The sequence below is a fragment of the Streptomyces sp. SAI-135 genome (assembly GCF_029893805.1).
In the GTDB taxonomy this organism is placed as follows: Bacteria; Actinomycetota; Actinomycetes; order Streptomycetales; family Streptomycetaceae; genus Streptomyces.
In genome coordinates, this window is sequence record NZ_JARXYP010000002.1 from 1,495,738 (window position 1) to 1,521,536 (window position 25,799).

The 25,799-nt window shown below is 70.8% G+C and carries 16 protein-coding genes and 1 pseudogene; 4 read left to right on the plus strand and 13 right to left on the minus strand.

Going from position 1 to position 25,799, the window contains the following annotated elements; genetic code table 11:
* Nucleotides 1–64: 64 nt before the first annotated feature.
* From M2163_RS11155 to M2163_RS11170, 4 genes are all read right to left on the minus strand, one after another.
* Nucleotides 65–874 carry a carbohydrate ABC transporter permease gene (locus tag M2163_RS11155; RefSeq protein ID WP_280852936.1) on the minus strand — a complete coding sequence of 270 codons (810 nt, stop codon included), beginning with the start codon at nucleotides 872–874 and terminating at the stop codon, nucleotides 65–67.
* Nucleotides 871–1,824: a sugar ABC transporter permease gene (locus M2163_RS11160; protein ID WP_280852935.1), complete on the minus strand. Its 954-nt coding sequence runs from the start codon at nucleotides 1,822–1,824 to the stop codon at nucleotides 871–873. Before M2163_RS11160 ends, M2163_RS11155 begins: the two co-directional genes overlap by 4 nt.
* A gap of 20 nt (nucleotides 1,825–1,844) precedes the next feature.
* Nucleotides 1,845–3,092 (minus strand): extracellular solute-binding protein, encoded by a 1,248-nt coding sequence (locus M2163_RS11165; RefSeq protein ID WP_280852934.1) that lies wholly within the window; start codon nucleotides 3,090–3,092, stop codon nucleotides 1,845–1,847.
* A 127-nt stretch (nucleotides 3,093–3,219) separates the two neighbouring features.
* Nucleotides 3,220–4,239: a LacI family DNA-binding transcriptional regulator gene (locus M2163_RS11170; RefSeq protein ID WP_280852933.1), complete on the minus strand. Its 1,020-nt coding sequence runs from the start codon at nucleotides 4,237–4,239 to the stop codon at nucleotides 3,220–3,222.
* A gap of 396 nt (nucleotides 4,240–4,635) precedes the next feature.
* Here M2163_RS11170 and M2163_RS11175 point away from each other — a divergent pair, with 396 nt between their 5' ends.
* Nucleotides 4,636–8,235: a LamG-like jellyroll fold domain-containing protein gene (locus M2163_RS11175; RefSeq protein WP_280897246.1), complete on the plus strand. Its 3,600-nt coding sequence runs from the start codon at nucleotides 4,636–4,638 to the stop codon at nucleotides 8,233–8,235.
* Nucleotides 8,236–8,433: 198 nt separating this feature from the next.
* On the opposite strand, the pseudogene M2163_RS11180 reads toward M2163_RS11175, so the two are convergent.
* Together M2163_RS11180 and M2163_RS11185 are read right to left on the minus strand one after the other, a co-directional pair.
* A pseudogene (locus M2163_RS11180) lies at nucleotides 8,434–9,034 on the minus strand (substrate-binding domain-containing protein); the annotation flags it as partial.
* A gap of 45 nt (nucleotides 9,035–9,079) precedes the next feature.
* Nucleotides 9,080–11,185, minus strand: a complete 2,106-nt coding sequence (locus M2163_RS11185) for a glycoside hydrolase family 36 protein (RefSeq protein ID WP_280893883.1) — start codon at nucleotides 11,183–11,185, stop codon at nucleotides 9,080–9,082.
* Nucleotides 11,186–11,418: 233 nt separating this feature from the next.
* Here M2163_RS11185 and purU point away from each other — a divergent pair, with 233 nt between their 5' ends.
* Nucleotides 11,419–12,291, plus strand: a complete 873-nt coding sequence (gene purU / locus M2163_RS11190) for a formyltetrahydrofolate deformylase (protein ID WP_280852931.1) — start codon at nucleotides 11,419–11,421, stop codon at nucleotides 12,289–12,291.
* A 32-nt stretch (nucleotides 12,292–12,323) separates the two neighbouring features.
* Nucleotides 12,324–13,115 carry an IclR family transcriptional regulator gene (locus tag M2163_RS11195; protein ID WP_280852930.1) on the plus strand — a complete coding sequence of 264 codons (792 nt, stop codon included), beginning with the start codon at nucleotides 12,324–12,326 and terminating at the stop codon, nucleotides 13,113–13,115.
* 462 nt (nucleotides 13,116–13,577) lie between these two features.
* Here the strand turns inward: M2163_RS11195 and M2163_RS11200 are convergent, their stop codons facing one another.
* The 6 genes from M2163_RS11200 to betA all read right to left on the minus strand — a co-directional run bounded on the left by M2163_RS11200 (nucleotide 13,578) and on the right by betA (nucleotide 23,653).
* A complete protein-coding gene (locus tag M2163_RS11200) occupies nucleotides 13,578–16,016 on the minus strand; it encodes an FAD-dependent oxidoreductase (protein ID WP_280893884.1) in 2,439 nt (812 codons plus the stop codon).
* Between the two features lie 192 nt (nucleotides 16,017–16,208).
* A complete protein-coding gene (locus tag M2163_RS11205) occupies nucleotides 16,209–17,174 on the minus strand; it encodes an ABC transporter substrate-binding protein (protein WP_280852928.1) in 966 nt (321 codons plus the stop codon).
* A 36-nt stretch (nucleotides 17,175–17,210) separates the two neighbouring features.
* Complete coding sequence (locus tag M2163_RS11210) at nucleotides 17,211–19,220, minus strand: ABC transporter permease subunit (protein ID WP_280893885.1); 2,010 nt, start codon at nucleotides 19,218–19,220, stop codon at nucleotides 17,211–17,213.
* Complete coding sequence (locus tag M2163_RS11215) at nucleotides 19,220–20,308, minus strand: glycine betaine/L-proline ABC transporter ATP-binding protein (protein WP_280852926.1); 1,089 nt, start codon at nucleotides 20,306–20,308, stop codon at nucleotides 19,220–19,222. Before M2163_RS11215 ends, M2163_RS11210 begins: the two co-directional genes overlap by 1 nt.
* 20 nt (nucleotides 20,309–20,328) lie before the next feature.
* Nucleotides 20,329–21,798 carry an aldehyde dehydrogenase family protein gene (locus M2163_RS11220; protein WP_280893886.1) on the minus strand — a complete coding sequence of 490 codons (1,470 nt, stop codon included), beginning with the start codon at nucleotides 21,796–21,798 and terminating at the stop codon, nucleotides 20,329–20,331.
* Between the two features lie 184 nt (nucleotides 21,799–21,982).
* Complete coding sequence (gene betA, locus M2163_RS11225; RefSeq protein ID WP_280893887.1) at nucleotides 21,983–23,653, minus strand: choline dehydrogenase; 1,671 nt, start codon at nucleotides 23,651–23,653, stop codon at nucleotides 21,983–21,985.
* A gap of 208 nt (nucleotides 23,654–23,861) precedes the next feature.
* Between betA and M2163_RS11230 the strand changes: the two genes are divergently transcribed.
* Entirely contained in the window at nucleotides 23,862–24,608 is a 747-nt protein-coding gene (locus tag M2163_RS11230; RefSeq protein ID WP_280854263.1) for an IclR family transcriptional regulator, read from the plus strand.
* On the opposite strand, the gene M2163_RS11235 is transcribed toward M2163_RS11230, so the two are convergent.
* Nucleotides 24,596–25,723 (minus strand): aromatic ring-hydroxylating dioxygenase subunit alpha, encoded by a 1,128-nt coding sequence (locus M2163_RS11235; protein ID WP_280893888.1) that lies wholly within the window; start codon nucleotides 25,721–25,723, stop codon nucleotides 24,596–24,598. The two genes, M2163_RS11230 and M2163_RS11235, sit on opposite strands and share 13 nt — an antisense overlap.
* Nucleotides 25,724–25,799 lie beyond the last annotated feature (76 nt).

The following is a 25,799-nucleotide window of genomic DNA, read 5'->3' on the forward strand; positions in this document are numbered from 1 at the left end:
GAAGAGGCACTCGTTTCTCGAGCTGGGATCTCGGTGGTCGTCGGGGAGGGGTGTGCCGCGGGCGTCAGTCCTTGACCGCGCCGGCGGTGACGCCCGCGGCGACGTAGCGCTGGGCGAGGACGAGGATGACCGCGGCCGGCAGGGAGGCGACCACGGCGGTGGCCATGATGGCGTTCCACTGCTGGTTGTTGTTGCCGATGTAGTGGTAGATGCCGAGGGTGATCGGCTCGTGGGCGCCGCCGTTGACGAGCGTGCTGGCGAAGACGAAGTCGGACCAGGACCACAGGAACGCGAACAGCGACACGGTGACCACGGAGTTGCGGCTCATCGGCAGCACGACGGACCAGAAGGTGCGCAGGGGACGGGCCCCGTCCATCTGCGCGGCCTGGAGGAGTTCGCCGGGGATGCCCGACATGAACGCGGTGAAGATGAGCACCGCGAAGGGCACGGCCAGGGTGGAGTCGGCGACGATCAGGCCGGGCACGGACTGGAGCAGTCCGAGCTGGAGGTAGATGGCGTAGAAGCCCATCGCCATGATGATGCCGGGGATCATCTGGGCGGCCAGCAGGACGAAGCTCAGGATGCCGCCGCCGCGCGGGCGCAGCTTGGCCAGGGCGTAGCCGGCCGGGGCGGCCAGGGCCACGGTCAGGGCGACGGTGCCGAGTCCGATGACGAGGCTGGTGCCCAGGTAGGGCAGTTGCTGGTCGACGACGGCCCGGTAGCCCTCCAGGGTGGCGTGGGCGGGGAACAGGTCGGGTGGGCTCTTGCGCATGTCCTGGTCGCGGGTGAGGGACACGTTGAGCATCCAGTAGACCGGGAAGAGCATGATCCCGGTCAGCAGCAGACCGAGGGCGGTCTTCAGACCTCTTGTCATGACAGCGCCTGCTTTCGCTGGGCCCGGACGTAGATCAGACCGAAGACCAGGGCGGCGAGCACGAGCAGGTTGCCGACGGCGGCGCCGGGGCCGAAGGCGGGCAGCAGGTTGCCGAAGCCGAGCTGGTAGGACCAGGTGGCGAAGGTGGTGGAGGAGTCCGCCGGGCCGCCCTTGGTCATGATCCAGATGATGTCGAAGACCTTCAGCGTGTAGACGAGGCCCAGCAGGAGCGTGATGGCGGAGACCGGGCGCAGCAGCGGGAAGGTGATCCGCCAGAACCGCTGCCAGGCGTTCGCCCCGTCCAGGGCGGCCGCCTCGTACAGGCTCGACGGGATGGACTGCAGACCGCTGTGGAGCACGACCAGGTTGAAGGGGACGCCGATCCAGATGTTCGCGATGATCACCGAGGTCAGCGACCAGGACGGCGAGGTCAGCCAGTTCACCGGGTCGACGCCGACGGCGTGCAGAACGGCGTTGACGATGCCCGAGTCGCTGTTCAGCATCCACGACCAGGTCGACGCCGAGACGATGAGCGGCAGCAGCCAGGGCACCAGGAACAGGGCCCGCAGAGTGACCGAGAGCCGGAAGTTCTGGTGGAAGAAGACCGCCAGCGCCAGACCGATGGCGTACTGGAAGACCAGGCACACCCCCGTGAAGACCACGGTGTGCAGCAGGGCCGGAGCGAAGGTCGGGTCGTCGAAGACCGTCCGGTAGTTCGCCAGGCCCGTGAACGGCGCGTCGCCGCGCACGAACGAGCGCACGGTGTAGTGGCGCAAACTCAGGTCGATGTTGCGGTACAGCGGATAGGCGTAGAACAGGGCGAGGTAGAGGGTCACCGGGGCGAGGAACGCCCAGGCCGCCCACTGCGGGGAGGCCGGACGGCGCCGCGCCTCGGGGGCCGCCCCCTCGGAGTCGGTCCGCGGGCGCGGCACTTGTGTCGTCTGAGTCATCAACTGGCCCCGGCTCATGCTTACTTGACGGCGGACTGGGCGTCGGTCAGCGCGTCCTTCGGGGACTTGGAACCGCTGAGCGCGGACTGGACGGCCTTCCACATCTGCTCGGAGATCTTGGGGTACTTGGTGCCCAGGTCGTCGCTGGTGCGGCCCTTGGCCGTCCTGACCGCGGCGACCCAGGGCTCGAGCTCGGGGTCGGCCGCCACCTGCTTGGCCTGGACCTCGGCGGTGGGGGCCACGTAGGACAGAGTGGTGTCGGTGTCGTACAGGTTCTGGGTGCTGGTGAGGCAGGTCGCCAGCTTCCGGGCGGTGGTGTAGCGGCCGGTGTCGTCCTGCACCGGGAGGGTGACGAACTCGCCGCCGGTCGGAGCGGCCGCGCTGCCGCCCAAGGCGCCGGGGATCGGGAGCACGCCGTACTCGAAGCCGGCCTTCCTGGCATTGGCGAGCTGCCAGGTGCCGTTCTCCGCGAAGGCGTAGTCGCCGGTGGCGAACTCCTGCCAGCTGGTGGTCTGGGTGTTGTTGAGCACCGAGTTGGGGGCGTAGCCGCCCTTGACCCAGCCCTTCCACAGGGCAAGCGCCGACTCGCCCTGGGCGGAGTCGAGTCGGGTCAGTTTCGCGCCCGCGCCCCAGAACCACGGCAGGAACTGGAAGCTGCCCTCCTCGGTGCCGATCGCGGAGAACGTGATGCCCTTCTTGCCGGCCTTCTTCACCTTCTCCAGCGCCGCCGTCAGGGAGGCCCAGTCCTTCACCGAGGCGATGTCCACGCCGGCTTCCTTCAGGACCTTCTTGTTGTAGTAGAGGGCCAGCGTGTTGGCGCCGATCGGGGTGCCGTACGTCTTCCCGCCCGACTGGCCGGCCGCGAGGAGGTTGGGATCGGCCTTCGAGGTGTCCAGCTTGTTCTCGTCGGTCGTGGTGAGGACGCCCGCCTCGGCCAGGGTCGAGACGACCGGGTTGTCGACGACGAGGACGTCCGGGGAGTTGCCCTGCTGGGCGGCGAGCAGGGCCTTGTTGGTCAGGTCGCTGGTGTCGAAGCCGGTCCGCTTGACCTTCACGCCCGCCTCGGTGCCGCACTTGTCCAGCAGGTCGGTCCAGGCGGAGCCCTTGGCGAACTGGGGGTAGGGGTCCCAGACCGTGTACGTGCCGCTGTCGGCACCCTCGGTGCCGCTGCTGCCCGAGCCGGAGCCGCAGGCGGTGACGCCGCCGGCGACGGCCAGGGAGATCAGGACGGCGACGGTCGGGCGGTGCCGTCTGGAGAAACGGTTCATGGCGTACTCCTTCGGTGTGCGGCATGCGGGTGCCGTGGCGGTGGGTCACGCGGTGAGGAGGGCACCGCGAACGACGCCGTCGGATGTCCGGGCGTGCGGCGGTGTGACGAGTGCTCGGGGGATCCGGTCAGGTCTGCGGGGCCCCCGCGGGCCCGGTGCTGGCCCGCAGCGAGATCGGTGGGGTGAGCAGGTGCTGGCGGGGCGGTGCGTCGGGGTGGTCCAGGCGCTCCACGAGCAGGTCGACGGCGAGCCGGCCCATCTCGGCCGCCGGTACGTCCGCCGCGGTGAGCTGCGGGGTCACCGTCTCCGCCCACCGGTTGGCGACGACGCCGGTGACGGAGAAGTCGCGCGGCACATGGCGGCCCGCGTGGGCGAGCCCCCGGTACAGGCCGCCCAGGGCGGCCTCGTTCAGGGTGACCAGGGCCGTGGTGGCCGGGTCATCGTGCAGGATGCGCTCCACGCAGGCCTGGCCCGCGGCGGCGTCGTCCCCGCAGCAGTAGGTGCGGACCGTCAGCCCGCGTTCGGCCGCGGCCTTGGTGAAACCGTCCAGGCCGCGGTGCGCGGACTCGTAGCCGGTCCTCAGGAGTTGTTCGGGCCGGTTGACGAAGGCGACACGGCGGTGGCCGAGGTCCGCGAGGTGGTGGACGCAGGCCGCCGCCAGCGCGGTGTGGTCGAGGGCGACGTACCAGCTGCCCTCCGGGTGGGCGGTGCGGCCGATGGCGACGGAGGGGAAACCGAGCGCGGCCAGGTGGTCGGCCCGGTCGTCCTCCAGCCGGATCTCCATCAGGATCGCGCCGTCGACCCGCCGCTCCCCCAGCAGCCGCTGGAAGGAGCGGTCGCTGTCGACGCCGCTGGGCGACAGGAGCACGTCGTAGTCCTGGGCCGCGGCGGCCTCCACGACGCTGCCGATGAAGTCGAGCTGCATGCCCGTGTAGTGGTTCCCGGCGGGCGGGAAGACCAGGCCGATGGTGCTGGTCCGGCCGTTGGCGAGGGCGCGGGCGCTGGCGCTGGGCCGGTATCCCAGTTCGTCGACGATCCGCTGGATCTTTTGGCGGGTGTCCTCCGACACGGGGCGCTTGCCGCTCAGCGCGTAGGACACGGTGCTGCGCGAGACACCGGCCCGCCGGGCGATCTCACCGATGTTCACGGCGACTCCTTGGGACGGGCGACCGGCTGTCGAACCGGTTCGCGTGGAAGTGAACGTAGGAACTGCCCGGGCGCCTGTCAATACCCGTGCCGTCATCCCTGGCCGGCTCGGACAGACGGCGAGATCCCGGTGTCGAGGGGATTGCTGGCCGGTTGCCCCGGTGCTAGCTTCGCCGAACCGGTTCGGCGCAGTCGCCCCTCGCGGCTCCCCCTCCCCGTGCCGACACAGAGCCGCCCCAGCCACTGTCCCCGCACCGGCCTCTTGCGCCCGCACCTGTCCGGATCGAATCGGTTCGACGGCTCCGGAGGCGGGCCGACCCGCACTCGTTCCCCGACGATTGAGGACGCATCGATGTCATCCGCTGACAGATCCACGCGCCGCCGGGCGCCGGCCGCCATGGCGCTGGCCCTCGGCGCGGGCCTGCTGGCCGCACCCGCCGTGCCCGCGCAGGCGGCAGGGACACCCGGGCCCGTCGCCCGCTACACCTTCGACCAGGACGACCTCGCCTCCGGAAGGATCACCGACAGCTCCGGCAACGGCCTCACCGCGAGTCTGGTGAACGGCGCGACCGCCCGGTCCGTGGCCGGCCCGGACGGCGGCACGGCGCTGTCCCTGCCCGGCGGAGCCCCCACCTCCGACGGTGCCTACGTCCGGCTGCCCCGCGAAGTGGTCGGCGACGCGAGCGACCTGACCGTCTCCGCCCGGGTGAAGTGGAGCGGCGACACCGCGTCCTGGCAGCGCATCTTCGACCTGGGCACCGACACCACCAGGTACCTCTTCAGCACGCCGTACAACGGCAGCGGGCTGTTCCAGACCTCCGTGACCACCGGCGGAGGCGGCGCGGAGGCGCAGGTGCGCGGTTACGCGGCACTGCCCGCGGACACCTGGCGCACGGTTACCGTGACCCTGGACACCGCCGCGGGCCGGCTCACCACCTACCTCGACGGCGTGGCGGTCTCCTCCGCCGCGACCGCCATCAAGGCCAGGGACCTGCTGAGCTCCTCGGCGACCGCCGCCGGCTACATAGGCAAGTCCCTCTATCCCGACCCGCTCCTCAAGGGGGCCGTCGACGACTTCGCCGTGTGGCACTCGGCGCTCACCGCCGAGCAGGTGGCGGGCCTGGTCGGGACCGTGCCGGTCCTCCAGGACCTGACGAGAACCTCCTTCGACGTCCGTACGACCGACGGGACCGCCCCGGCCCTGCCGGCCGCCGTCCGCGCCACCTTCTCCGACGGTTACGACCGCGACACACCCGTCGTCTGGGACGCCGTACCGCCCGAGAAGTACGCCCGGCCGGGGACCTTCACCGTGGCGGGAACGGCTTCCGGAAGGGCCGTGGAGGCGACCGTCACCGTGGTCCGCGAGGGGCAGCTCACCGTCGACCTCGGCTCGGACACCGGCGCGTTCCACGGCGGTGCCTCCGGCACCCTCTACGGGGTGTACGGACCGGACGTCCCCACCAACAACCTCATCGAGGGCATGGGCCTGCGCACGGTCTCCACCAAGGCCCAGGACGGCCCGCAGCACCCCGGTGCCGACGCGCTCGACGTGGTGCGGCCGCTCGCCGACTCCACCGACGGCGACGTGTACATCTACATGACCGACATCCACCGCGGCTTCCCCTACGAGTGGCCCGGCGACACCCCCGCGGAGAAGCTCCGGCTCTACGAGGAGAAGATCGCCAAGCAGGTCGACCAGGTGCTCCAGCTGCCGAAGCAGTACCAGGACAACGTCGTCTTCGTGCCGTTCAACGAGCCCGAGGGCAACATGTTCGGCACCGGGCAGTGGAGTTACGACAAGGTCAGCTGGCTGAGCGACCCCGCCGACTACTTCGCCGCCTGGGACTCCGCGTACAGACTGATCAAGGGCAAGATGCCCGACGCGCGGATCGCCGGTCCCAACACCAGCGTCCTGTACGACCAGGTGAAGGGCTTCCTCACCCACGCCCTGGCCGCCGGCACCCTCCCGGACGTCATCACCTGGCACGAGCTGAGCCACCCGGAGGCGGTGCGCGCGAGCGTCGCCAAGTACCGGGCGTGGGAGAAGGAGCTGTTCAAGGGCACCGACCGCGAGGGCTCCCGACTCCCCGTCAACATCAACGAGTACGCCTTCAACTACCACACCTCGGTGCCCGGCCAGATGATCCAGTGGGTGTCCGCGATCGAGGAGTCCAAGGTGGACGCCGACATCGCCTACTGGAACATCGACGGCAACCTCTCCGACTCGGCGGTGCAGTCCAACCGCGGCAACGGCCAGTGGTGGCTGCTGAACTCGTACGCCTCGATGAGCGGGCACACGGTGTCGGTGACCCCGCCGTTCCCCGGCCAGAACTACACCATGCAGGGCGTGGCCACGCTGGACGAGAAGAAGAAGCAGGCCCGGCTGATCTTCGGCGGCTCCACCGGCAAGGGTCACATCACCTTCGCGGGCGTCCCGAGGAAGCTCTTCGGCACGCACGTGCACGCCTGGGTGCGGGAGATCGAGTGGAGCGGACAGATCGGCGACAGCTCCGGCCCGAAGCTGCTCACCGAGACGAACCTGAAGGTCGCGGACGACGGGACGGTCACCGTCGACTTCGGTGACGGCACGCTGCCGACGCTGAAGGAGTCCTCGGCGTACGAGATCGCCCTCACCCCGGCCGGGAAGGCGACGAAGACCCAGTCCCCGCCGGTGCGTTGGCAGGGTTCCTACGAGGCGGAGGACGCCGCCCACACCGGGTCCGGCTACTCCAGGAACGGCCCGGAGGGCTCCACCTCCGACGTGTCGAAGTTCTACACCTCCGGCGGCTACGACGTGGGCGGGCTGCGCACCGGTTCGGACGTCACGCTCGACTTCACGGTGGACGTGCCCGAGGACGGCACCTACGACCTGAGCGTCTTCGCCAACTCCCTCAACACCTTCGACAAGGTGAAGGAACAGGGGCCCACCGACGTCTTCCTGCGGGTGGACGGCCAGGCCGGCAGCGAGCAGCAGCTGTACCTGCCGCTCGGCTACAAGTGGGTGGTGTGGGACCACACCGACACCAAGGTGCAGCTCACCAAGGGCAAGCACACCCTGACGCTCGCGGCGAAGAGCCTGGACGGCAGGCGCGTGACGAAGGGGGACGCGATCGTCGACCGCCTCACCCTGTCCCTGCCGGGCGCCTCGGCCGGCACACGGGTGTACGAGGGCGAGTTGGCCTGGCTGGGCTCGGGCGCACAGCCCGTCTACGACGTGCCGGGCTCCGGCTCGGGCGCGGCCCGGCTCGCCAAGGGCCAGACGGCCACGTTCTGGGTGTACTCCCCCGCCGACCGTGAGGCCACGCTCAAGGTCGACACCCTCGGCGGCACCGGCGCCCGGCTCTCCGTCAACGGCCACGACGTCCTGAGCCTGGCCAAGGACCGCGACCGCGTCGCCGTCTCCCTCTCCGGCGGCGTCAACAAGGTGACGGTGACGGGCGGTTCGTCGGCCACCCTGGTCGACCGGCTCACGGTCACCCCGACCGAGGGCGCGCTGACGGCCCGTACGTACGAGGCACAGGACGCGGTGCTCGCGGGCTCGGCCACGCTCACCCCGCTCTCGCTGGCCACCGGCGGTACGGCGATCACCGGCGTGGGCGGCGCCCCGGGCAACGGCAACACGGCCACCTTCACCGTCAGCGCGGACCGGGCCGGCCTGTACGCGCTGCGGATCCGCTACTCCAGTCCCGAGCAGTCCGAGGCCACCCACTACAACCCGGACCCGCTGGCCCGCCACGCCGACATCACCGTCAACGGCGGGGATCTGCGGCGGGTCGGCTTCCCGCACAGCTTCCACGAGAACAACTTCTGGGAGCTCACCGTCCCAGTCACCCTGAAGAAGGGACAGAACACGATCGGCTTCCGCTCCGAGGAGCTGCCGAACTTCGACGGCACGACCTACGCCTCGGACACCTTCCCCGGCGTACTGCTCCGCTCCCGGTACGCGCCGTTGATCGACCGGATCACGGTGGCGCCGTACGCGCGTCAGGTGCGGTGAGGTGAGCGGTACCGGCGGCGCCCCGGCAGCGCCGCCGGTACCGAAGGCCGGCCGGCGGCCCTCTTGCAGGTCCGCGAAACAGACAACGGGGCCGAGCCCGGCTCGGGCTCCTCTCCGGGCCCCGGGAAGCCCGGGTCGGCCGGTGGTGGTCGCGTGCGCCGGGGGCCGGACGCCGGCCGCCCGTCGGCGGGGGTGCCTGGAGGCGCGTACGACGAGTTCGACCGGTGGGTCGCCCGCCGGTGCCGGCTCGGCGTCCGGTTTCTCGATGGTTTGCACAAGGAGCCGGAGCCCTTCCCGGGCGACGGCGTCGAAGGGCTGGCGGACAGTGGTCAGCGGGGGGTGACGTAGGCGGAGACGGGAATGTCGTCGAAGCCGAGCGCCGCGTGCCAGCCCTGGAGACGGTCCCGGGCGGCGAATCACCGCTGCGGATCCGCCAGGTGATGGACCGTGTGCGGCCGAGGTCCAGCAGGTGTTCCGTGGCGACCCGGGCCGGCGACTCGGCGCCGACGCCCGCGCCCACGGTCCGTGGGCCACCGAAGGCCGCGGGCGCCCCGAGGACCAGGACCGGGACATCGACACTCAGCGACACCGAACCCTCGTCGAGGGGTTCGGACACGACGATGCCGTCCACGCCCTGTGCGAGGACGGACTCCACGGCCCCGGCGGCGCCCGCCGGATCACCCTCCAGGGTGTTGACGACCCGGAGCGCGTATCCCGCGTCCCGCGCCGCCCGCTCGATGCCGATGAGCAGGGAGCCGGGGCCGTGCAGGGCGGTGCCGAGGGTGCCCGATGTCCGAGTTCACCGAGGATCGGCGGGGTGCCAGGGACTGAGCGGTCCGGGCGCTCACGCGGTCCCGGCCAGCGCGAGAAGTACGGCCGTGTCGGGGCGCGGCAGACCGACGGTGAGCCTTCCCTCGACCGGGTCCCACTCCGCCGTGGCGTCGGCCGTGGTCGGCTGGAGGACCTCGGGGCGCAGGTCGAGGCCCCGCAGATGGGGAAGGGGGAGCGTACGGCTCTCCGGGGCGCCGGGCCGCTCCCGCCGCCACACCGCGAGGTACGTCGCGTCGCGCCCCCGCAGACCGTGGGCGAGCCAGGCGTCCTCCCAGCCCGGCAGGCCCAGCGGCCACAGGGGGCGGGCCTCGGCGATCTTCGGCCGGATGTCCTTGTACACCCGGACCGCCGACCGTACGAGGTCGAACTGCTCCTCGCTCATGCGGTCCAGGAAGCCGGAGAGATGGATCCGGCCCAGCAGCGCGCCGGTGAGGACGAAGGCGATGCGGTCGGCGGTGTGCTCGGGCTGCGGGTAGGCCCACACCGCGGCCTGTTCGGGGGTCACCGCGGTGGCGGCGGCCGCGGCGACGGGCGGGTAGCGCAGGGGGTCCTGCTGGTCGCTGGTGGACTGGAGCTGGGCGACGGCGAGTTGGGCGTAGTCCATGCGCAGACCGCCCGAGCCGCAGTTCTCCAGGACCAGGCCGGGGTGCCGGTCCAGGAGGCCGGACATCCAGTCGAGGTGGGCGCGGTGATGGCCGAGCAGGCCGGCACCGGGGCTCTCCGGGCCGTTCTCCGTGCCGGGTCCGGTGTTGATGTTGTAGTCGAGCTTGAGGTACCCGACACCCCATTCCCCGACCAGCCGGTCCACCACCGCGTCGAGGTGGGCCCGGGCGGCCCGGTGGCGCAGGTCCAGGTGGTGGCGCCCGTGTTCCGTCACGCGCAGTCCGCCGCGCCGGAAGAACGCCTCGGGCGGCAGGCTCTGCGCCAACGGGCTGCGCACACCCACGACTTCGGGCTCCAGCCACAGTCCCGGGACCATGCCGTGGTCCCGGATCGCGTCCAGCACCTCCTGGATGCCGCCGGGGAAACGCCCCCGGGCGGGCTCCCACGCGCCGACGGCGTCCCACCAGCCCTGCGCGTCGTCGTCGTACCACCCCGCGTCGATCACGAAGACCTCGGCGCCGGCCCTGGCCGCCGACGCGACGAGCGGCAGAAGCTTCGCGGTGGTCGGGTCGCCCATCAGGGTGTTCATGTAGTCGTTGTAGATCACCGGCAGGGTGCGGTGGTCGGGGTGGTCGCGGCGGATCAGCCTGCGGTAGTCGGTGAGTTCGCCGAAGGCGGTGTCGAGACCGCCGGCCCCGCCGCGGACCAGGACCGCGGGCACGGTGCGGAAGTCCTCGCCGGGCGCGAGGGTGTGCCACCACTGGTGGTGGGCGTCGTCGGGGCCGAACAGGGCGACATAGGCCGCGCTCTCACGTTCGCCGGTCTCGAAGCGCCAGCCCGCGCTGGACTCGATCTGCCACAGCCAGGCCCGCCCCGAACGGTCGGTGAGCGCCCCCATCGGCAGATGACGGCCGGTGGACCAGCTCCCCTGCGAGCAGCGCTCGAAGCAGCCGCGCCCCTCGTGCCCGTGCGCGAACCGGCTCAGCGGCACGACGTGCTCCCGGAACGGGGCCTTGCGCCACCGGCATTCGGCGAGCCAGTCGTTGTCCGCCCAGTGCAGGGTCAGCCCGTCCAGGCCGCCGTCCGCGTCGGTGATGCCGCCGAGGGTCAGGGTGCTCACGCTCTCCAACCGCAGCGGGGCGCCGCCCTCGTTGACCAGACGTACCTGCGAGCGCAGGAAACCGGCGCCGGTGGCCGTCTCCAGCAGCACCTCGGCGACCAGGCCGGTCTCGGGATCCGCCAGCCGGATCGTCGTACGCTCACGGTTTCCGTCCCGGACCGTGTCATGGCCGCGGTAGGCCAGCCGGTCGCCGATCGCGGTCTCGACGAAACGCTCCCCCGACCACAGTCGTCCGTGCCCGGTGGCGGTGACCTCGACCAACGGCACCAGAGCGGCCCGGTCCCCGTCGGGCGCGCCCAGCCGGACCGACCCCGTGGCGTCCAGGACGGCCTGGAGCCCGAGTTCGGGATGCGACCAGAGGCGGGTTTCCTCGGGTGTGCCGACGAGTGCGGTCAACGCGCCTTCCCTTCCGGGCGGTTGGACGTGCGGGAAGGGTGGGCGACCAGCCGTGTCCCCCGCCGCCCCGATGTGACGCCCGCCATCTTCACACGCGTGTGACCGGTCACACAAGCATCGCAGTGCCCCTCCGGCCGCACCCGGGCCACCCCTTGACCGACGGCCGCCCCAACCGGGACCATGTTGCGTATCAGTCGCACTGTTGCGTAATACGCAGCCATCGGGAGGACTCCGTGTCTCTTCGACCGCAACCCGACCGCGAGTTCGTCCTCACCCTGTCCTGCCCGGACCGCTCCGGACTCGTCCACGCCGTCACCGGCTTCCTGGTCCGGCACTCCGGGAACATCCAGGAGAGCCAGCAGTTCGACGACCGGCTCCAGGACCGTTTCTTCATGCGGGTCCACTTCGACGTCTCGGACCCGGACACCACCCTGGAGGATCTGCGGTCCGGCTTCGCACCCGTCGCCGAGGCGTACCGGATCACCTGGCAGCTGCGGCCCGCGGGCACCCCGACCCGCACCCTGATCATGGTGTCGAAGTTCGGCCACTGCCTCAACGACCTGCTCTTCCGGCAGCGCACCGGCGCACTCGACATCGAGGTGCCGGCGATCGTCTCCAACCACCGCGACTTCGCCCCGCTCGCCGAGAGCTACGGCATCCCCTTCCACCATGTGCCGGTGACCCCGGAGACCAAGGCGGACGCGGAGGCGCGGCTGCTCGAACTGGTCGACCGGCTCGACATCGACCTCGTGGTCCTCGCCCGCTACATGCAGATCCTGTCGAACGACCTGTGCAAGCAGCTGGAGGGCCGGGCGATCAACATCCACCACTCGTTCCTGCCGAGCTTCAAGGGCGCGCGGCCCTACGTCCAGGCGCACGAGCGGGGTGTCAAGCTCGTCGGGGCCACGGCCCACTACGTCACCCCGGACCTCGACGAGGGGCCCATCATCGAGCAGGACGTGATCCGCGTGAACCACGCGCAGAGCCCCGAGAGTCTGGTCACCCTGGGCCGGGACGTCGAGGCACAGGTCCTCGCCCGGGCCGTGGAGTGGCACTGCCAGAGCCGCGTCATGATCAACGGCCATCGCACGGTGGTCTTCCGCTGACCAGCGCCGACCTGTTCGCATAGGGTTCCGCCATGAGCAGCTACGGCACCGAGTCCGGGGGCACGTCCGGCGGCGGGGTGCAGTCCGTCGACCGGGCCGTCACCGTGCTGGAGATCCTCGCGCAGCGCGGCGAGGCAGGCGTCAGCGAAGTGGCCGAGGCGATCGACGTCCACAAGTCCACCGCGTTCCGTCTGCTCGGCGCGCTGGAGGCGCACGGGATGGTCGAGCAGGAGGGCGAGCGCGGCAAGTACCGCCTCGGCTTCGGCATCGTGCGGCTGGCCGGGGCGGTCACCGGGCGCATCGACGTCACCAAGCACGGCCGCGGGATCTGCGAGCGCCTCGCCGACAAACTGGGCGAGACGATGAACATCGCGGTCCTGGAGTCCCATCACGTGATCAACCTCGACCAGGTGCGCGGCCAGTCGGCCATCACCGCGCAGAACTGGGTCGGCCGGCTGACGCCGATGCACTGCACGTCGAGCGGCAAGGTCCTGCTCGCCCACCTCCCGGACACCCGCCGGGACGAGCTCGTCGCCGCGGCCGGCCTGGAACGGATGACGGCGCGCACGCTGACCTCCCGGCAGGAGCTGGAGGCGGAGCTGGCCCGGGTCCGTGAGCAGGGCTACGCGATGACGGTGGAGGAGTACGAGGAGGGCCTCAACGCGATGGCGGCGCCGGTGCGTTCCCGCGACGGCAAGGTCGTCGCCGCCCTCACCGCCTCCGGTCCCGCCTTCCGGCTCACCGAGGAGCGGATGCACGAACTGGCACCGGTGCTGGTGGAGGGCGCCGACGAACTCAGCCGCCGACTCGGCCACTTGGGCTGACACCGCTCGCCGGGGGCACCGCGGACGCCGCTCGTCCGGGGCACCCGGGTCGCCCCGGACGGCGATGGCCCCGATACTTCGGACCGCCTCACAGCTCCCGGCTCCCGGCCTCCGAGACGCGCCGACCGCCGCGGACTCCTGGGGCACCGCGGACGCCGCTCGTCCGGGGCACCCGGGTCGCCCCGGACGGCGATGGCCCCGATACTTCGGACCGCCTCACAGCTCCCGGCTCCCGGCCTCCGAGACGCGCCGGCCGCCGGGGACTCCCGGGGCACCGCGGACGCCGCTCGTCCCGGGCGCCCGGTTACGTGGACCCCGATTGCCCGAGCCGCCTCGTACGCTGGTGGCCCCGGCCCTGCGGACCCGCCGTGCGGCTCCCGGCCTCCGGGACGCCCTGGCCGCCGCAGAGCCCCGGGTGCTGCCCTCAGGTGTCCTCCCGTACGGCGTCCGCCTGTGCCCTGCTCACCCCCGGAGGCGGGACATCGCCGGGTCGAACAGCGGCTCCTCGGCCACGACCGCCGCCACCCGCTGGTCGAAGTAACCGATGTGCAGCGAGGTCCCGGGGACGGCGAGCTCCGCCGGCAGCCAGGCGTAGGCGATGCCCTTGCCGATCGTGTAGCCGAAGGCCGCGCTGGTGACGTACCCGACCGCCCGGCGCCCGTCGTACACCGGCTCCTTGCCCATCACGACGGCCCGCGGGTCCTCGATGGTCAGGCAGGTCAACCTCCGCCGCACGTCGGCCCTGCGGCGCTCCAGCGCGGCCTTGCCGACGAAGTCGTCCTTGTCGGCCTTCACCGCGAAGGAGACCCCGGCCTCGTACGGGTCGTGCTCGTAGGTCATGTCAGTGCCGAAGGAGCGGTAACCCTTCTCCAGGCGGAGGCTGTTGAAGGCGCCCCGGCCGGCCGCGATGCCGCCCAGCGGCTGCGCCGCCCGCCAGAGCGTGTCCCACAGCTTCCGGCCGAGGTCGGCCGTGGTGTACAGCTCCCAGCCGAGCTCGCCGACGTAGGAGAGGCGCATGGCGGTCACCGGGACGGACCCGATGTGGGCGCGCTTGGCGCGGAAGTACTTCAGGCCCGTCGCCGAGAAGTCCTCGTCCGCGAGCGGCTGGAGGACGTCCCGGGCGAGCGGCCCCCACAGGCCGATGCAGCAGGTGCCCGGGGTGATGTCACGGACCTGGACGGTGCCGTCGGCGGGGAGGTGGCGGGTGAACCAGTCGAGGTCGAGGTTGCCGTTGGCGCCGACCTGGAAGAGGTCGGGGGCGAGCCGGGCGACGGTGATGTCGCTGCGGATGCCGCCGTCGTGGTCGAGCAGCAGGGTGTACGTCACCGAACCGACGGACTTGGCGACCTTGCCGGTGCACAGCCGCTCCAGGAGGTCGGCCGCTCCCCGCCCGCTCACCTCCAGGCGCTTGAGGGCGGTCATGTCGTACATCGCGACGGTCTCGCGGGTGGTCTGGGCCTCGGCGCCGACGATCGGGGACCAGTACCGCGCGGCCCAGTCGTTGGGGGTGAGGATCGAACGGCCTTGCACCAAGCCCGCGTTGGCCTCGTACCAGTGCGGCCGCTCCCAGCCGTTCGCCTCCAGGAAGAAGGCGCCGAGTTCCTGCTGGCGGGTGTGGAAGGGGCTGGTGCGGATCGGGCGCGGGTCTCCGGCCGGCTCCAGTGGATGGAGGATGTCGTAGACCTCGACGAAGTTCTGGCAGTCGCGGGCGAGGACGTACTCCGGGGAGAGCTGGTGCGGCTCGAAGCGGTTGACGTCGCACTCGTGGAGGTCGAAGGAGGAGCAGTGGCCGTCGACGAGCCATTCGGCGACGGCCCGTCCGACGCCGGCGGAGTGGGTGACCCAGACGGCCTCGGCGACCCAGAAGCCCTTGACGTCCGGGGACTCGCCGAGCAGGGGCAGGCCGTCGGTGGTGAAGGAGAACAGGCCGTTGATGCCCTCCTCGACCTTGGCGTCCTTCGTCGCGGGCAGCAGTGACTGCGTCTCGGTCCAGGCGTCGGCGAAGTCGTCCGCGGTGAACTTCAGGACGGACGGCATCTCCTCGGCCTCGTCGAAGGAGAGGATGTCGTCGGCCGTGATCGGCATGGGGCGGTGCCCGTAGTAGCCGATGCCGAGGGTGTCGTGGCGGTCGCGGTAGTAGAGGTCGGCGTCCTGGTGGCGCAGGATCGGGCGGACCGCCTCCTCGGTCTGGCCCGCGAGCGCCGGGACCGGGCCGGTCCAGGCGAGTTGGTGGGCGAGCGGGGTCAGCGGGAGGTTCATCCCCACCATGCGGGCGATCCTCGGGCCCCAGATGCCGGCGCAGCACACGACGATGTCGGCCTGGAGGTCCCCCTGGTCGGTGCGGACGCCCGTCACCTCGCCGTCGGCCCGGAGGACGTCCAGGACCTCGTGGCGGGCCAGGAAGGTCACTCCGCGCCCGGTGGCCCGGCGGATCTGCGCCTCGACGGCGAGGACGGCCTTGGCGAGCCCGTCGGTGGGGATGTGGAGGCCGGCGAGGACCCGCTCGCGGTTGACCAGGGGGTGCGTCTCGACACACTCGTCGGCGGTCAGGATCTGCGACTCGACGCCCCAGGCGGTGAGCCAGCCGTGCCGGCGGTGGAGTTCGGTGACGCGCTCCGGGGTGGTCGCCACCTCCAGTCCGCCGACCTGGAGGAAGCAGGGCTGTCCGTCGACGTCGAGGGAGCAGAACTTCTCGACGGTGTAGCGGGCCAGCTCGGTCATGGTCTTGGAGGGGTTGGCCTGGAAGACCAGGCCCGGGGCGTGCGACGAGGAGCCCCCGGTGGCGGGCAGCGGGCCCTGGTCGACCACGGTCACCTCGGTCCAGCCGCGCGCGGAGAGCTCGTCGGCGAGTGCCGCGCCGACGACGCCCGCTCCGATGATGACCACTCGGGGTCCCGCCATCGCCGCACCTCCGGTTAAGTTGCTTTTTACGCAACACGATTCAGGCTGCGCAACTCAATGTGCCCGCCGTGCCGGTGGGTGTCAAGAGGTCCTGTGACGTCGGGGAACGCCCGGCGACCGCCCGGGAAAACGGCACGGCCCGGTGGGCGGCACGCACCCGCGCGCACCGACCACCGGGCCTTCCGGACAGGGTTACTTGATCCAGGCGTCGACCTTGCCGCGGTTGGCGTCGACCCACTTCTTGGCCGCCGCCTCCGGCGTCATCTTGTCCACCGCGATGTACTTGGCCACGGTGTTCTGGTCGTCGTTGGTCCAGTTGAACTTCTTCACCAGGTCGTAGGCCGGGCTGCCCGACTTGGCGAACTTGGCGCTGACGATCTTGTCGAGGTCGTAGACGGGGTAGTCGCAGGCGATCTTCTCCGCGTCGGCGTCACAGCCCGCCTTGTACGCGGGCAGCTCGACCTTGACCAGCGGCACCTCGGACAGGAACCACTGCGGCTCGTAGAAGTAGCCGATCACCCACTCCTTGTTCTTCTCGGCGTTGCGGTACGCCTGGATCAGCGCGGTCTCGCTGCCCGCGTACACCACCTTGAAGTCCAGCTTGAGGTTCTTCACCAGCGCCTCGTCGTTGGTGACGTAGGACGGGTCGCCGTCCAGGAGCTGACCCTTGCCGCCGGACTCCGAGGTCTTGAACTTCGCGGCGTACTTGTTGAGGTTCTTCCAGTTGGTGATGTCCGGGTGGGCCTTGGCCAGCCACGGCGGCACGTACCAGCCGATGATGCCCTTGTTGCCGGTCGAACCGGCCTCCACGGCGGTCTTCTGCTGGGTGATGTACTTCTTCTTCAGGTCGTCGTGGCCCCAGTTCTCCAGGACGGTGTCGACCTCGCCGGTGCCGAAGCCCTGCCAGGCGATCTCCTCCTTGAGGTCCTTCTTGGTGACCTTGCACTTCAGGTCGTGCTCGGCGACGTACGCGACGACCGCCGCGTCGGCCTCGTAGCCCACCCACGGGTTGACCGCGAGGTTGAAGGTGCCGCACTTGCCGGAGCCGCCCGAACCGCCGGCCTCCGAGGAGTCGCCGACCTTCGCGCCGCCGCAGGCCGTGAGGGTGAGGCCGAGGACGGCCAGGCCGGCCGCGCCGGCTCGCCAGTGTCTTGCCATCGTGTGGTGCTCCTTAATCGTGCGCCGATACGGCGTTCATGCGCTGGTGCGGCGAGCCGCTGCCTGAGTGATCCGGTCGAACATGACGCCCAGCAGGACGATGGCGAGCCCGGCCGCCAGGCCCTTGCCGTACAGCTGTCCCTGGGAGAAGCCGGCCACCACGTCGTAGCCGAGGGCGCCCGCGCCCACCAGGCCGCCGACGACGACCATCGCCAGCACGTAGATCAGCCCCTGGTTGGTCGCGAGGGTCAGGGCACTGCGGGCCATCGGCAGCTGGACCTTCGTGATGATCTGCCAGGTGCTGCACCCGGCGGAGGTGGCCGCCTCGACGGTGGTCGCGGGCACGGTCCGCACCCCGTCCGCGATGATCTTGATGGCGACCGGGGCCGCGTAGACGATCGCGGCGACGATGGCCGTGAACCGGGTCGCGCCGAACAGCGCGAGGAACGGCACGAGATAGACGAACGGCGGCATGACCTGGGCCGCGTCGAGGGTGGGCCGGACCAGCCGGTCCACCAGCGCGCTGCGTCCCATCCACACCCCGATCACCACGCCGAGCAGCATGACCAGCACGGTCGCCACGACGGTCGAGGCCAGGGTGGTCATGGCGTCCGACCACACGCCGGTGGCGACCAGGAGGCCCACGCACACGGCGGTGGTGATCCCCGCGCGCCACCTGCCGAGCACGACGGCGATCCCGATGAGGGCCGCGCCCACGAGCCACCACGGGGAGTCGGTCAGCAGGGTCTGGAACGGGTTGAGGAGTCCGTTGGTGATGACGTCACGGAATCCGTTGGTCAGCCCGGACAGGTTGTCCTGCGCCCAGGTGGTCACGTCGTCGGCGGCCTTGGCGATGGTGCTGCCGGTGCTTCCGTCGCCGGGGAACTCGGCCGCCCACACGTAGGTGTGCGACAGATAGACGAGTACGGCGGCCACCGCTCCCCCGGCGACCAGCAGGTGCCGGCGCCACTTGAGCAGCGGGCCGCCGGAGCGCCGGGCCGCCTCCGCGCGTCCGCTCGCCGCGGTGGTGACCCGGTCCAGGACGATCGCCATGACGACGATCGCGAGGCCCGCGTTGAAGGCCGTGCCGACGTCGAGCGACTGGAGGGCCTGCACGACGGTCTTGCCGAGCCCTGGGGCGTCGATCAGGGCCGCGATGGTCACCATGGCCAGGGCGGCCATGATGGTCTGGTTGACGCCCATCACCACGGTCCGCCGGGACATCGGCAGCAGCACCTTGAGCAGCGACTGCCGGCGGGTGGCGCCCAGGGAGTCGGCCGCCTCGACCGTCGTCGCGGGCACGGACCGGATCGCGTGCGCGGTGATGCGGATGGCCGGGGGCGCGGCGTAGATGACGGTGGCGATGGTGGCGGAGGCACCGCCGATGAGGAAGAACAGGGTCAGCGGCGCCAGGTAGACGAAGGTCGGCATCGTCTGCATGAAGTCCAGGAACGGGGTGACGATCCGGTTGACCCGCTCCGACAGGCCCGCCCACACGCCCAGCGGGAGGGCGAACAGCAGCGCCACCAGGACCGCGGAGAGGGTCAGGGCCAGTGTGTCCATGCTCTCCTGCCACAGGCCCTGGAGCCCGAGGAAGGTGAAGCCGGCCACGGCCAGCAGCGCGACCCGCCAGTTGGCGACCGCCCAGGAGACGTACCCGGCGAGGCCGACCACGCCGAGCCAGCCGATCTGCGGGAGCGGGCGGTCACCGGACGGCTGGGAGATCAGGTCCTGCACGAAGGTCACCAGGTTGTCGATGACCAGCCGGATCTCGTTGAAGAAGTACAGGAACAGCGGGTTGGAGTTGCGGTTGGCTCCGATGGAGTCGTTGAGGTCGTTGAGCCTGCGGTGCAGATCGGTGAGGTCGGCCGCGGCGAGCGACAGGGTCTGCTGTCCGCGCAGCAGGGCGAACAGGACGAGCCAGACGACGAGGATCGCGCCGATCACCATGGACCGGCTGATCCTGCGGACGGGGGCGACGGGCGGAGGGGGTGCGCTCTGCCGCGCCTCCCCCGAGGTCTCGGGTTTCTCCATGGCGACGGTCATCAGGCGTCGCCTTCCTGCCCGGCGACCACGGCGAGGATCTCCTCGTCGCCGACGATGCCGAGCAGTTCGCCGTTCTCGACGACCTTGACGGGCTTCTCGGCCGCGAGCACCGCGCGGGTGGCCTCCTTCACCACGACGTCCGGCCCCAACTCGGGGCCGTCCAGCGGGTCTTCGGCAGTGGCCGGGCGCATGATCCAGCGCAGGGTCAGCACATCGCCGCGCGGCACGTCCTTGACGAAGTCGCGCACGTAGTCGTCGGCGGGGGCGCCGACGAGTTCGTCACCGGTGCCGCACTGGACGGTTCTGCCGTCGCGCATGATGAGGATGCGGTCGCCGAGCTTCAGCGCCTCGGAGAGGTCGTGGGTGATGAACACCATGGTCTTGCCGACCTCGTGGTGCAGCCGGATGACCTCGTTCTGCATGTCGCGGCGGATCAGCGGGTCGAGCGCCGAGAAGGGCTCGTCGAAGAGGAGGACGTCGGGATCGCCGGCCAACGCCCTTGCCAGGCCCACGCGTTGCTGCATGCCGCCGGAGAGCTGGTCGGGGTAGGAGTTCTCGTAGCCCGAAAGGCCCACGAGTTCGACGACCTCCAGCGCCCGCCTGGTGCGCTCGGCCCGGCCCATGCCGCGGATCTCCAGGCCGAACGCCACGTTGTCGACGACGCGGCGGTGGGGCAGCAGACCGAAGTGCTGGAAGACCATGGAGAACTTGCTGCGCCGCAGTTCCCGCAGCCGCTTCTCGTCGGCGTCCCGGATGTCCTCGCCCTCGAAGACGATCTCACCGGCGGTGGGTTCGATCAGCCGGGTCAGACAGCGCACCAGGGTGGACTTGCCGGAGCCGGACAGTCCCATGACGACGAAGACCTCGCCGGGGGCGACCTCGAAGCTCACGTCGCGCACGGCGGCGGTGCAGCCGGCGCGGTCCATGAGTTCGCGGCGGGTGAGCCCGCGCAGCTCCTCGGAGGCCGGTACCTGGTCCGCCTTCGGCCCGAACACCTTCCACAGCCCGCGCACGGATATGACGGGCGTGGGGGCCGCGTCCTCGGGGGTGCCGCGGCGCGGCGGCACCTCGGTCTTGGTGGGGGTCATGGTCGACCTCTTCTCGGCGTTCAGCCGCGGAACCAGTGCTGCGGCCGGGGTTGGATGTTCTGCCAGATGTGCTTGGGCTCGCGGTACTCGTCGAGGCCGGTCGGTCCCAGTTCCCGGCCCACTCCGGAATGCCCGAAGCCACCCCACTCGGCCTGCGGCACATAGGGGTGGTAGTCGTTGATCCACACGGTGCCGTGCCGCAGCCGGCGGGCGACCCGCTGGGCCCTCCCGGCGTCCTGCGTCCAGACCGCCCCGGCGAGGCCGTACTCGGTGTCGTTGGCGATGCGCACGGCGTCGTCCTCGTCGGTGAAGCGCTCGACGGTGAGGACCGGCCCGAAGGACTCCTCGTGCACCACCCGCATGTCCTGCCGGCACTCGTCGAGCACGGTGGGCGGGTAGTAGTGGCCGTTGGCCAGGGCGGGGTCGTCGGGTCGTCGGCCGCCGCAGCGCAGGACGGCGCCCTCGGCCACACCGGCCGCGACATACGCCTCGACCTTCGCCAGGTGCTGGGCGGAGATCAGCGCCCCGGTCTCGGCCTCGGGGTCGAAGGGGCCGCCGAGGCGGATCTGCCGGGCACGGCGGACCACCTCGTCGACGAAGCGGTCGTGCAGGGAGTCCTCGACGATCAGCCGGGCCCCGGCCGAGCAGACCTGCCCGGAGTGCAGGAAGACGGCCGTGAGCGCGAAGTCCACGGCCGTCTCGAAGTCGGCGTCGGCGAAGACGACGTTGGGGTTCTTGCCGCCGAGCTCCAGGGCGACCTTCTTCACGGTCGCGGCGGCGGTGGCCATGATCCGTTTGCCGGTCTCCACGCCCCCGGTGAAGGAGACCATGTCGACGCGGGGGTCCTCGGCGAGCGGTGCGCCCACCTCGGGGCCGGTGCCGAGGACGAGGTTGGCCGCACCCGCGGGGAGTCCGGCCTCCTCCAGCGCCTTCATGAGCAGGATCGAGGTGGAGGGGGTGAGTTCACTGGGCTTGAGGACGATCGTGTTTCCGGCCAGGAGGGCCGGGGCGACCTTCCAACTCGCTTGCAGAAGAGGGTAGTTCCAGGGTGTGATCAGTCCGCAGACCCCGATCGGCTCGTAGACCACGCGGCTTGTGGCGTCGTCCCGTCCGGTGTCGATCACGCGGCCGGCGTCGGTGCCGCCGAGGCCGCCGTAATAGCGAAGACAGGAGACGACGTCGGCGATGTCGTACTCGCTCTCCACCAGCCGCTTGCCGGTGTCGAGGGACTCGGCGCGGGCGAACTCCTTGGCGTCGCGCTCGATCAGGTCGGCGGTGCGCAGCAGCAGGGTGCCCCGGTCCCGCTCGGGGGTGTGCGGCCAGGGTCCTGCGTCGAAGGCCCGGCGGGCGGCGGCGAGGGCCGCCTCGGTGTCGGCCCGGCTGCCTTCGGAGACGGTCGCGGAGAGCGTGCCGTCGGCGGGACATCGGATCTCCCGGCGGCCTCCGGCCACCGGCTCCCGCCATTCACCGTCCACGTACAGGTCTGCCACGTCGGGAGCCCTTCGAGCGATTTCGTTGCGCATGACGCATCGCATTGCTTGTGGTGGAACACTCTGGAGAATGCGGCAACCCACGTCAAGGGGTTGGGGGATGACGGTTTGGGCACGCGGACGCCTTGCGCGCACCACGCACCCGGCCGGTTTCCGGCACAAGCTCCGCCGCGGAAAATCCGCGTTACCCGGCCTGGGTGCGGGCGTCCCGGTGCCGGTAGTACACGGCCTCGGAGGGAGCGAGCGGCTGGTTGCCGAGGATGAGGTCGGCCGCCTTCTCCGCGATCATCATCACCGGCGCGTAGATGTTGCCGTTGGTGACGTAGGGCATCACCGAGGCGTCGACGACCCGCAGCCCCTCGACCCCGTGCACCCGCATGCCGGCCGGGTCGACGACGGCCATCTCGTCGGTGCCCATCTTGCAGGTGCAGGAGGGGTGCAGGGCGGTCTCGCCGTCCTTGGCGACCCAGGCGAGGATCTCCTCGTCGGTCTCGACGGACGGTCCGGGCGAGATCTCCCCGCCGTTGTAGGGGGCCAGCGCGGGCTGGTTGAGCAGCCTGCGCGCGACGCGGACGGCCTCGACCCATTCGCGGCGGTCCTGTTCGGTGGACAGGTAGTTGAAACGCAGCGCCGGATGCTCCTCCGGGTCCCTGCTCCTGATCTTCACGGAACCGAGGGCGTCGGAGTACATGGGTCCCACGTGCACCTGGTAGCCGTGGCCGCCGGCCGGCACGGAGCCGTCGTAGCGGACCGCGATCGGCAGGAAGTGGAACATCAGGTTGGGGTAGTCCACGTCGTCGTTGCTGCGGCAGAAGCCGCCCGCCTCGAAGTGGTTGGTGGCGGCCGGGCCCTTGCGGAACAGCCATTGCAGGCCGATGAAGGGGGCGCGCCACTTCGCGAGGTACGGCTGCACGGAGACGGGCTGCTTGCAGGCGTACTGGATGTACACCTCCAGGTGGTCCTGGAGGTTCTCGCCGACGCCCGGCAGGTCGTGGACGACGTCGATGCCGAGGGCGCGCAGTTCCCCGGCGTTGCCGACGCCGGACAGCTGGAGCAGCTGCGGGGAGTTGATCGCGCCGCCGCACAGGATCACCTCCTTGGCGCGGACCTGCTGGAGCGCGCCCCGGCCGCGCCGGTACTCGACGCCGACGGCCCGCTTGCCCTCGAACAGGACGCGGGTGACGAGGGCGCGGGTGGTGACCGTGAGGTTGGGCCGCTTCCTGGCGGGTTTCAGATAGGCCTTGGAGGCCGAGAGCCGGCGTCCGCGATGGACGTTGCGGTCGAACTTGGCGAAGCCTTCCTGCCGGTAGCCGTTGACGTCCTCGGTGGGCGGGTACCCCGCCTCCTCGGTGGCCTTGAGGAAGGCGCCGAAGAGCGGGTTGTCGGCCGGGCCGCGCTCCAGGACGAGCGGGCCGTCATGGCCGCGGAACTCGTCGTCGGGGTCGGCCGCGAGGCAGTTCTCCATGCGCTTGAAGTACGGCAGACAGTGCGCGTAGTCCCAGGTCTCCATGCCGGGATCGGCGGCCCAGCGCTCGTAGTCCATGGGGTTGCCGCGCTGGAAGATCATGCCGTTGATGCTGCTGGAACCGCCGAGCACCTTGCCGCGGGCGTGGTAGACGCGGCGCCCGCCCATGTGCGGCTCGGGTTCGGACTCGTACTTCCAGTCGTAGAAGCGGCTGCCGATCGGGTAGGTCAGCGCCGCGGGCATGTGGATGAAGACGTCCCACGGGTAGTCGGGCCGGCCGGCCTCCAGGACCAGTACCCGGTTGCCCGGGTCGGCGGAGAGCCGGTTGGCCAGTGCGCTGCCGGCCGATCCACCACCGACGATGACGAAGTCGTACTGCTGAGGAGCCATGGTGCCTCGTCTCGCTCGCGCCGTCGATACGCGCGGCATGCTAGTACGAGTAGCGTGATACGCACCAGGTTGCGAGGCGCGCAACTTCCACGACACATGCACGGGGTCCGCGAAACAGACTCACGTCCTTGTTGTTTACCGGCCGTATAGTTGCGTTGTGAGCAACTACCACCCGGATAACGAAACGACAGGGTCGTCGAGCGGCGGAGTGCAGTCCGTCGACCGGGCCATTCACGTCATGGAGATCCTGGCCCAGCGCGGCGAGGCCGGGGTCAGTGAGGTGGCCGCCGAGATCGACGTCCACAAGTCCACCGCCTTCCGGCTCCTCGGCGCCCTGGAAGCGCGCGGCCTGGTGGAACAGGCGGGTGAGCGCGGCAAGTACCGGCTCGGTTTCGGTATCGTGCGCCTGGCCGGCGCGGTCACCGGGCGCATCGACATCACCCAGCAGAGCCGCCCGGTCTGCGAGGACCTCGCCGAGGAGATCGGCGAGACCGTGAACCTCGCCGTGATGCAGGAGCGGTACGCGGTCAACCTCTACCAGGTGCGCGGCCCGGGTGCCGTCACCGCGCAGAACTGGGTCGGCCAGCTGACCCCGCTGCACGCCACGTCGAGCGGCAAGATCCTGCTGGCCCACCTGTCCGCCGAGGAGCGCGCCGCGCTGCTGACCGAGACCGGCCTGAAGAAGGTCACCCCGCGCACCATCACCGCGAAGACCAAGCTGGAGAAGAACCTCGCCGAGGCCCGGGAGCGGGGTTACGCCTGGGCCCTGGAGGAACTGGAGCTCGGCCTGCACGCCATGGCCGCGCCGGTCCGCGACCGGGACGGGGAGGTCATCGCGGCCCTCAGCGCCTCGGGGCCCGCGTACCGGCTCTCCGAGGAGCGCCTGCACGAGCTCGCCCCGGTCCTGGTCAAGGGTGCCGAGGAGATCAGCCACCGGATGGGCTACCTGGGCTGAGCCCCGAGCCGGGCCTGGACCCAGTCGTGGAACTCGGCGATGTGGTGCTCGCTGGGGACCAGCACCCCGCCCTTGGCGTACAGCCGTGAGCGCATGCCGGGCTGCGTGCGCTCGCAGGCTTCGAAGTCCTGCCGGTTGACCCGGTCGAACAGCTCCACCGAGCGGCTGACGTCCTTGCCGCTCTGCACGACGTGCGGCAGGTACAGCCAGTCGCACTCGACGACGGTGCGGTCCGCGGCGACCGGGTACATCCGGTGGAAGATCACATGGTCGGGCACGAGGTTGATGAACACCTGCGGGCGCACCGTGATGGCGTAGTACCTGCGGTCCTGGTCCGCGGAGACCCCCGGGATCCGGTCCAGCCCCTCCGAGCCGTCGACGGTGAAGCCCCTGACGTCCTCGCCGAACTCCGCGCCGTGCCCGACGTAGTACTGCGCCGCGTACCCGTCGGCGAACTCCGGGAGCACCTCGGTGAGTTCGGGATGGATCGTCGCGCAGTGGTAGCACTCCATGAAGTTCTCGACGATCAGCTTCCAGTTGGCCCTGACGTCGTAGACGATCCGCCGGCCGACCTCCAGCCCCGCGATGTCGTAGTGCTCGATCGACTCGGTGTCGCCGAGGCGCGCGACCACGTCCTGGACGACCTCCTCGAAGGGCGGCGGGTCCTCGGCCAGGCACACCCACACATAGCCGAGCCATTCGCGCACCGCCACGCTCGCCAGGCCGTACTCGGTGCGGCCCACGTCCGGCATCTTCGTCAGGTTGGGCGCGGCCACGAGCTTGCCCGTCAGGTCGTACGTCCAGGCGTGGTAGGGGCATTGGAAGGCCCGCTTCACCTCCCCGGACTCCTCCGTGCACAGTTTGGCGCCCCGATGACGGCAGACGTTGAACCAGGCGCGCACCGAGCCGTCCCGCGCACGCGCGATCAGGATGCTCTCCCGGCCCACCTCCACGGTCCGGAAAGCACCGGGCCTGGGCAGGTCGGAGGCGCGGACGGCGCAGAACCACATCGCTTCGAAGATGCGCTCCTGCTCCTGCGCGAAGAGCCCGGGATCGGTGTAGGAGGTGCCGGGAAGGGTGGCGATCAGGCTGTCGGGCAGGCTGGTCGAGGTCACAGTGCACTCCTCGGGGAACGTCGTGGGCCGGTGGTGCACGCCGGGAAGAGCGGACGGCGTTCTGGACGGAGCGGCA

Bases quoted from the DNA above. Each gene is read 5' to 3' on its own strand.
- M2163_RS11155 (WP_280852936.1), bottom strand. From the start codon at position 874: ATGACAAGAGGTCTGAAGACCGCCCTCGGTCTGCTGCTGACCGGGATC.
- M2163_RS11160 (WP_280852935.1), bottom strand. From the start codon at position 1,824: ATGACTCAGACGACACAAGTGCCGCGCCCGCGGACCGACTCCGAGGGG.
- M2163_RS11165 (WP_280852934.1), bottom strand. From the start codon at position 3,092: ATGAACCGTTTCTCCAGACGGCACCGCCCGACCGTCGCCGTCCTGATC.
- M2163_RS11175 (WP_280897246.1), top strand. From the start codon at position 4,636: ATGGCGCTGGCCCTCGGCGCGGGCCTGCTGGCCGCACCCGCCGTGCCC.
- M2163_RS11195 (WP_280852930.1), top strand. From the start codon at position 12,324: ATGAGCAGCTACGGCACCGAGTCCGGGGGCACGTCCGGCGGCGGGGTG.
- M2163_RS11200 (WP_280893884.1), bottom strand. From the start codon at position 16,016: ATGGCGGGACCCCGAGTGGTCATCATCGGAGCGGGCGTCGTCGGCGCG.
- M2163_RS11205 (WP_280852928.1), bottom strand. From the start codon at position 17,174: ATGGCAAGACACTGGCGAGCCGGCGCGGCCGGCCTGGCCGTCCTCGGC.
- M2163_RS11210 (WP_280893885.1), bottom strand. From the start codon at position 19,220: ATGACCGTCGCCATGGAGAAACCCGAGACCTCGGGGGAGGCGCGGCAG.
- M2163_RS11215 (WP_280852926.1), bottom strand. From the start codon at position 20,308: ATGACCCCCACCAAGACCGAGGTGCCGCCGCGCCGCGGCACCCCCGAG.
- betA (WP_280893887.1), bottom strand. From the start codon at position 23,653: ATGGCTCCTCAGCAGTACGACTTCGTCATCGTCGGTGGTGGATCGGCC.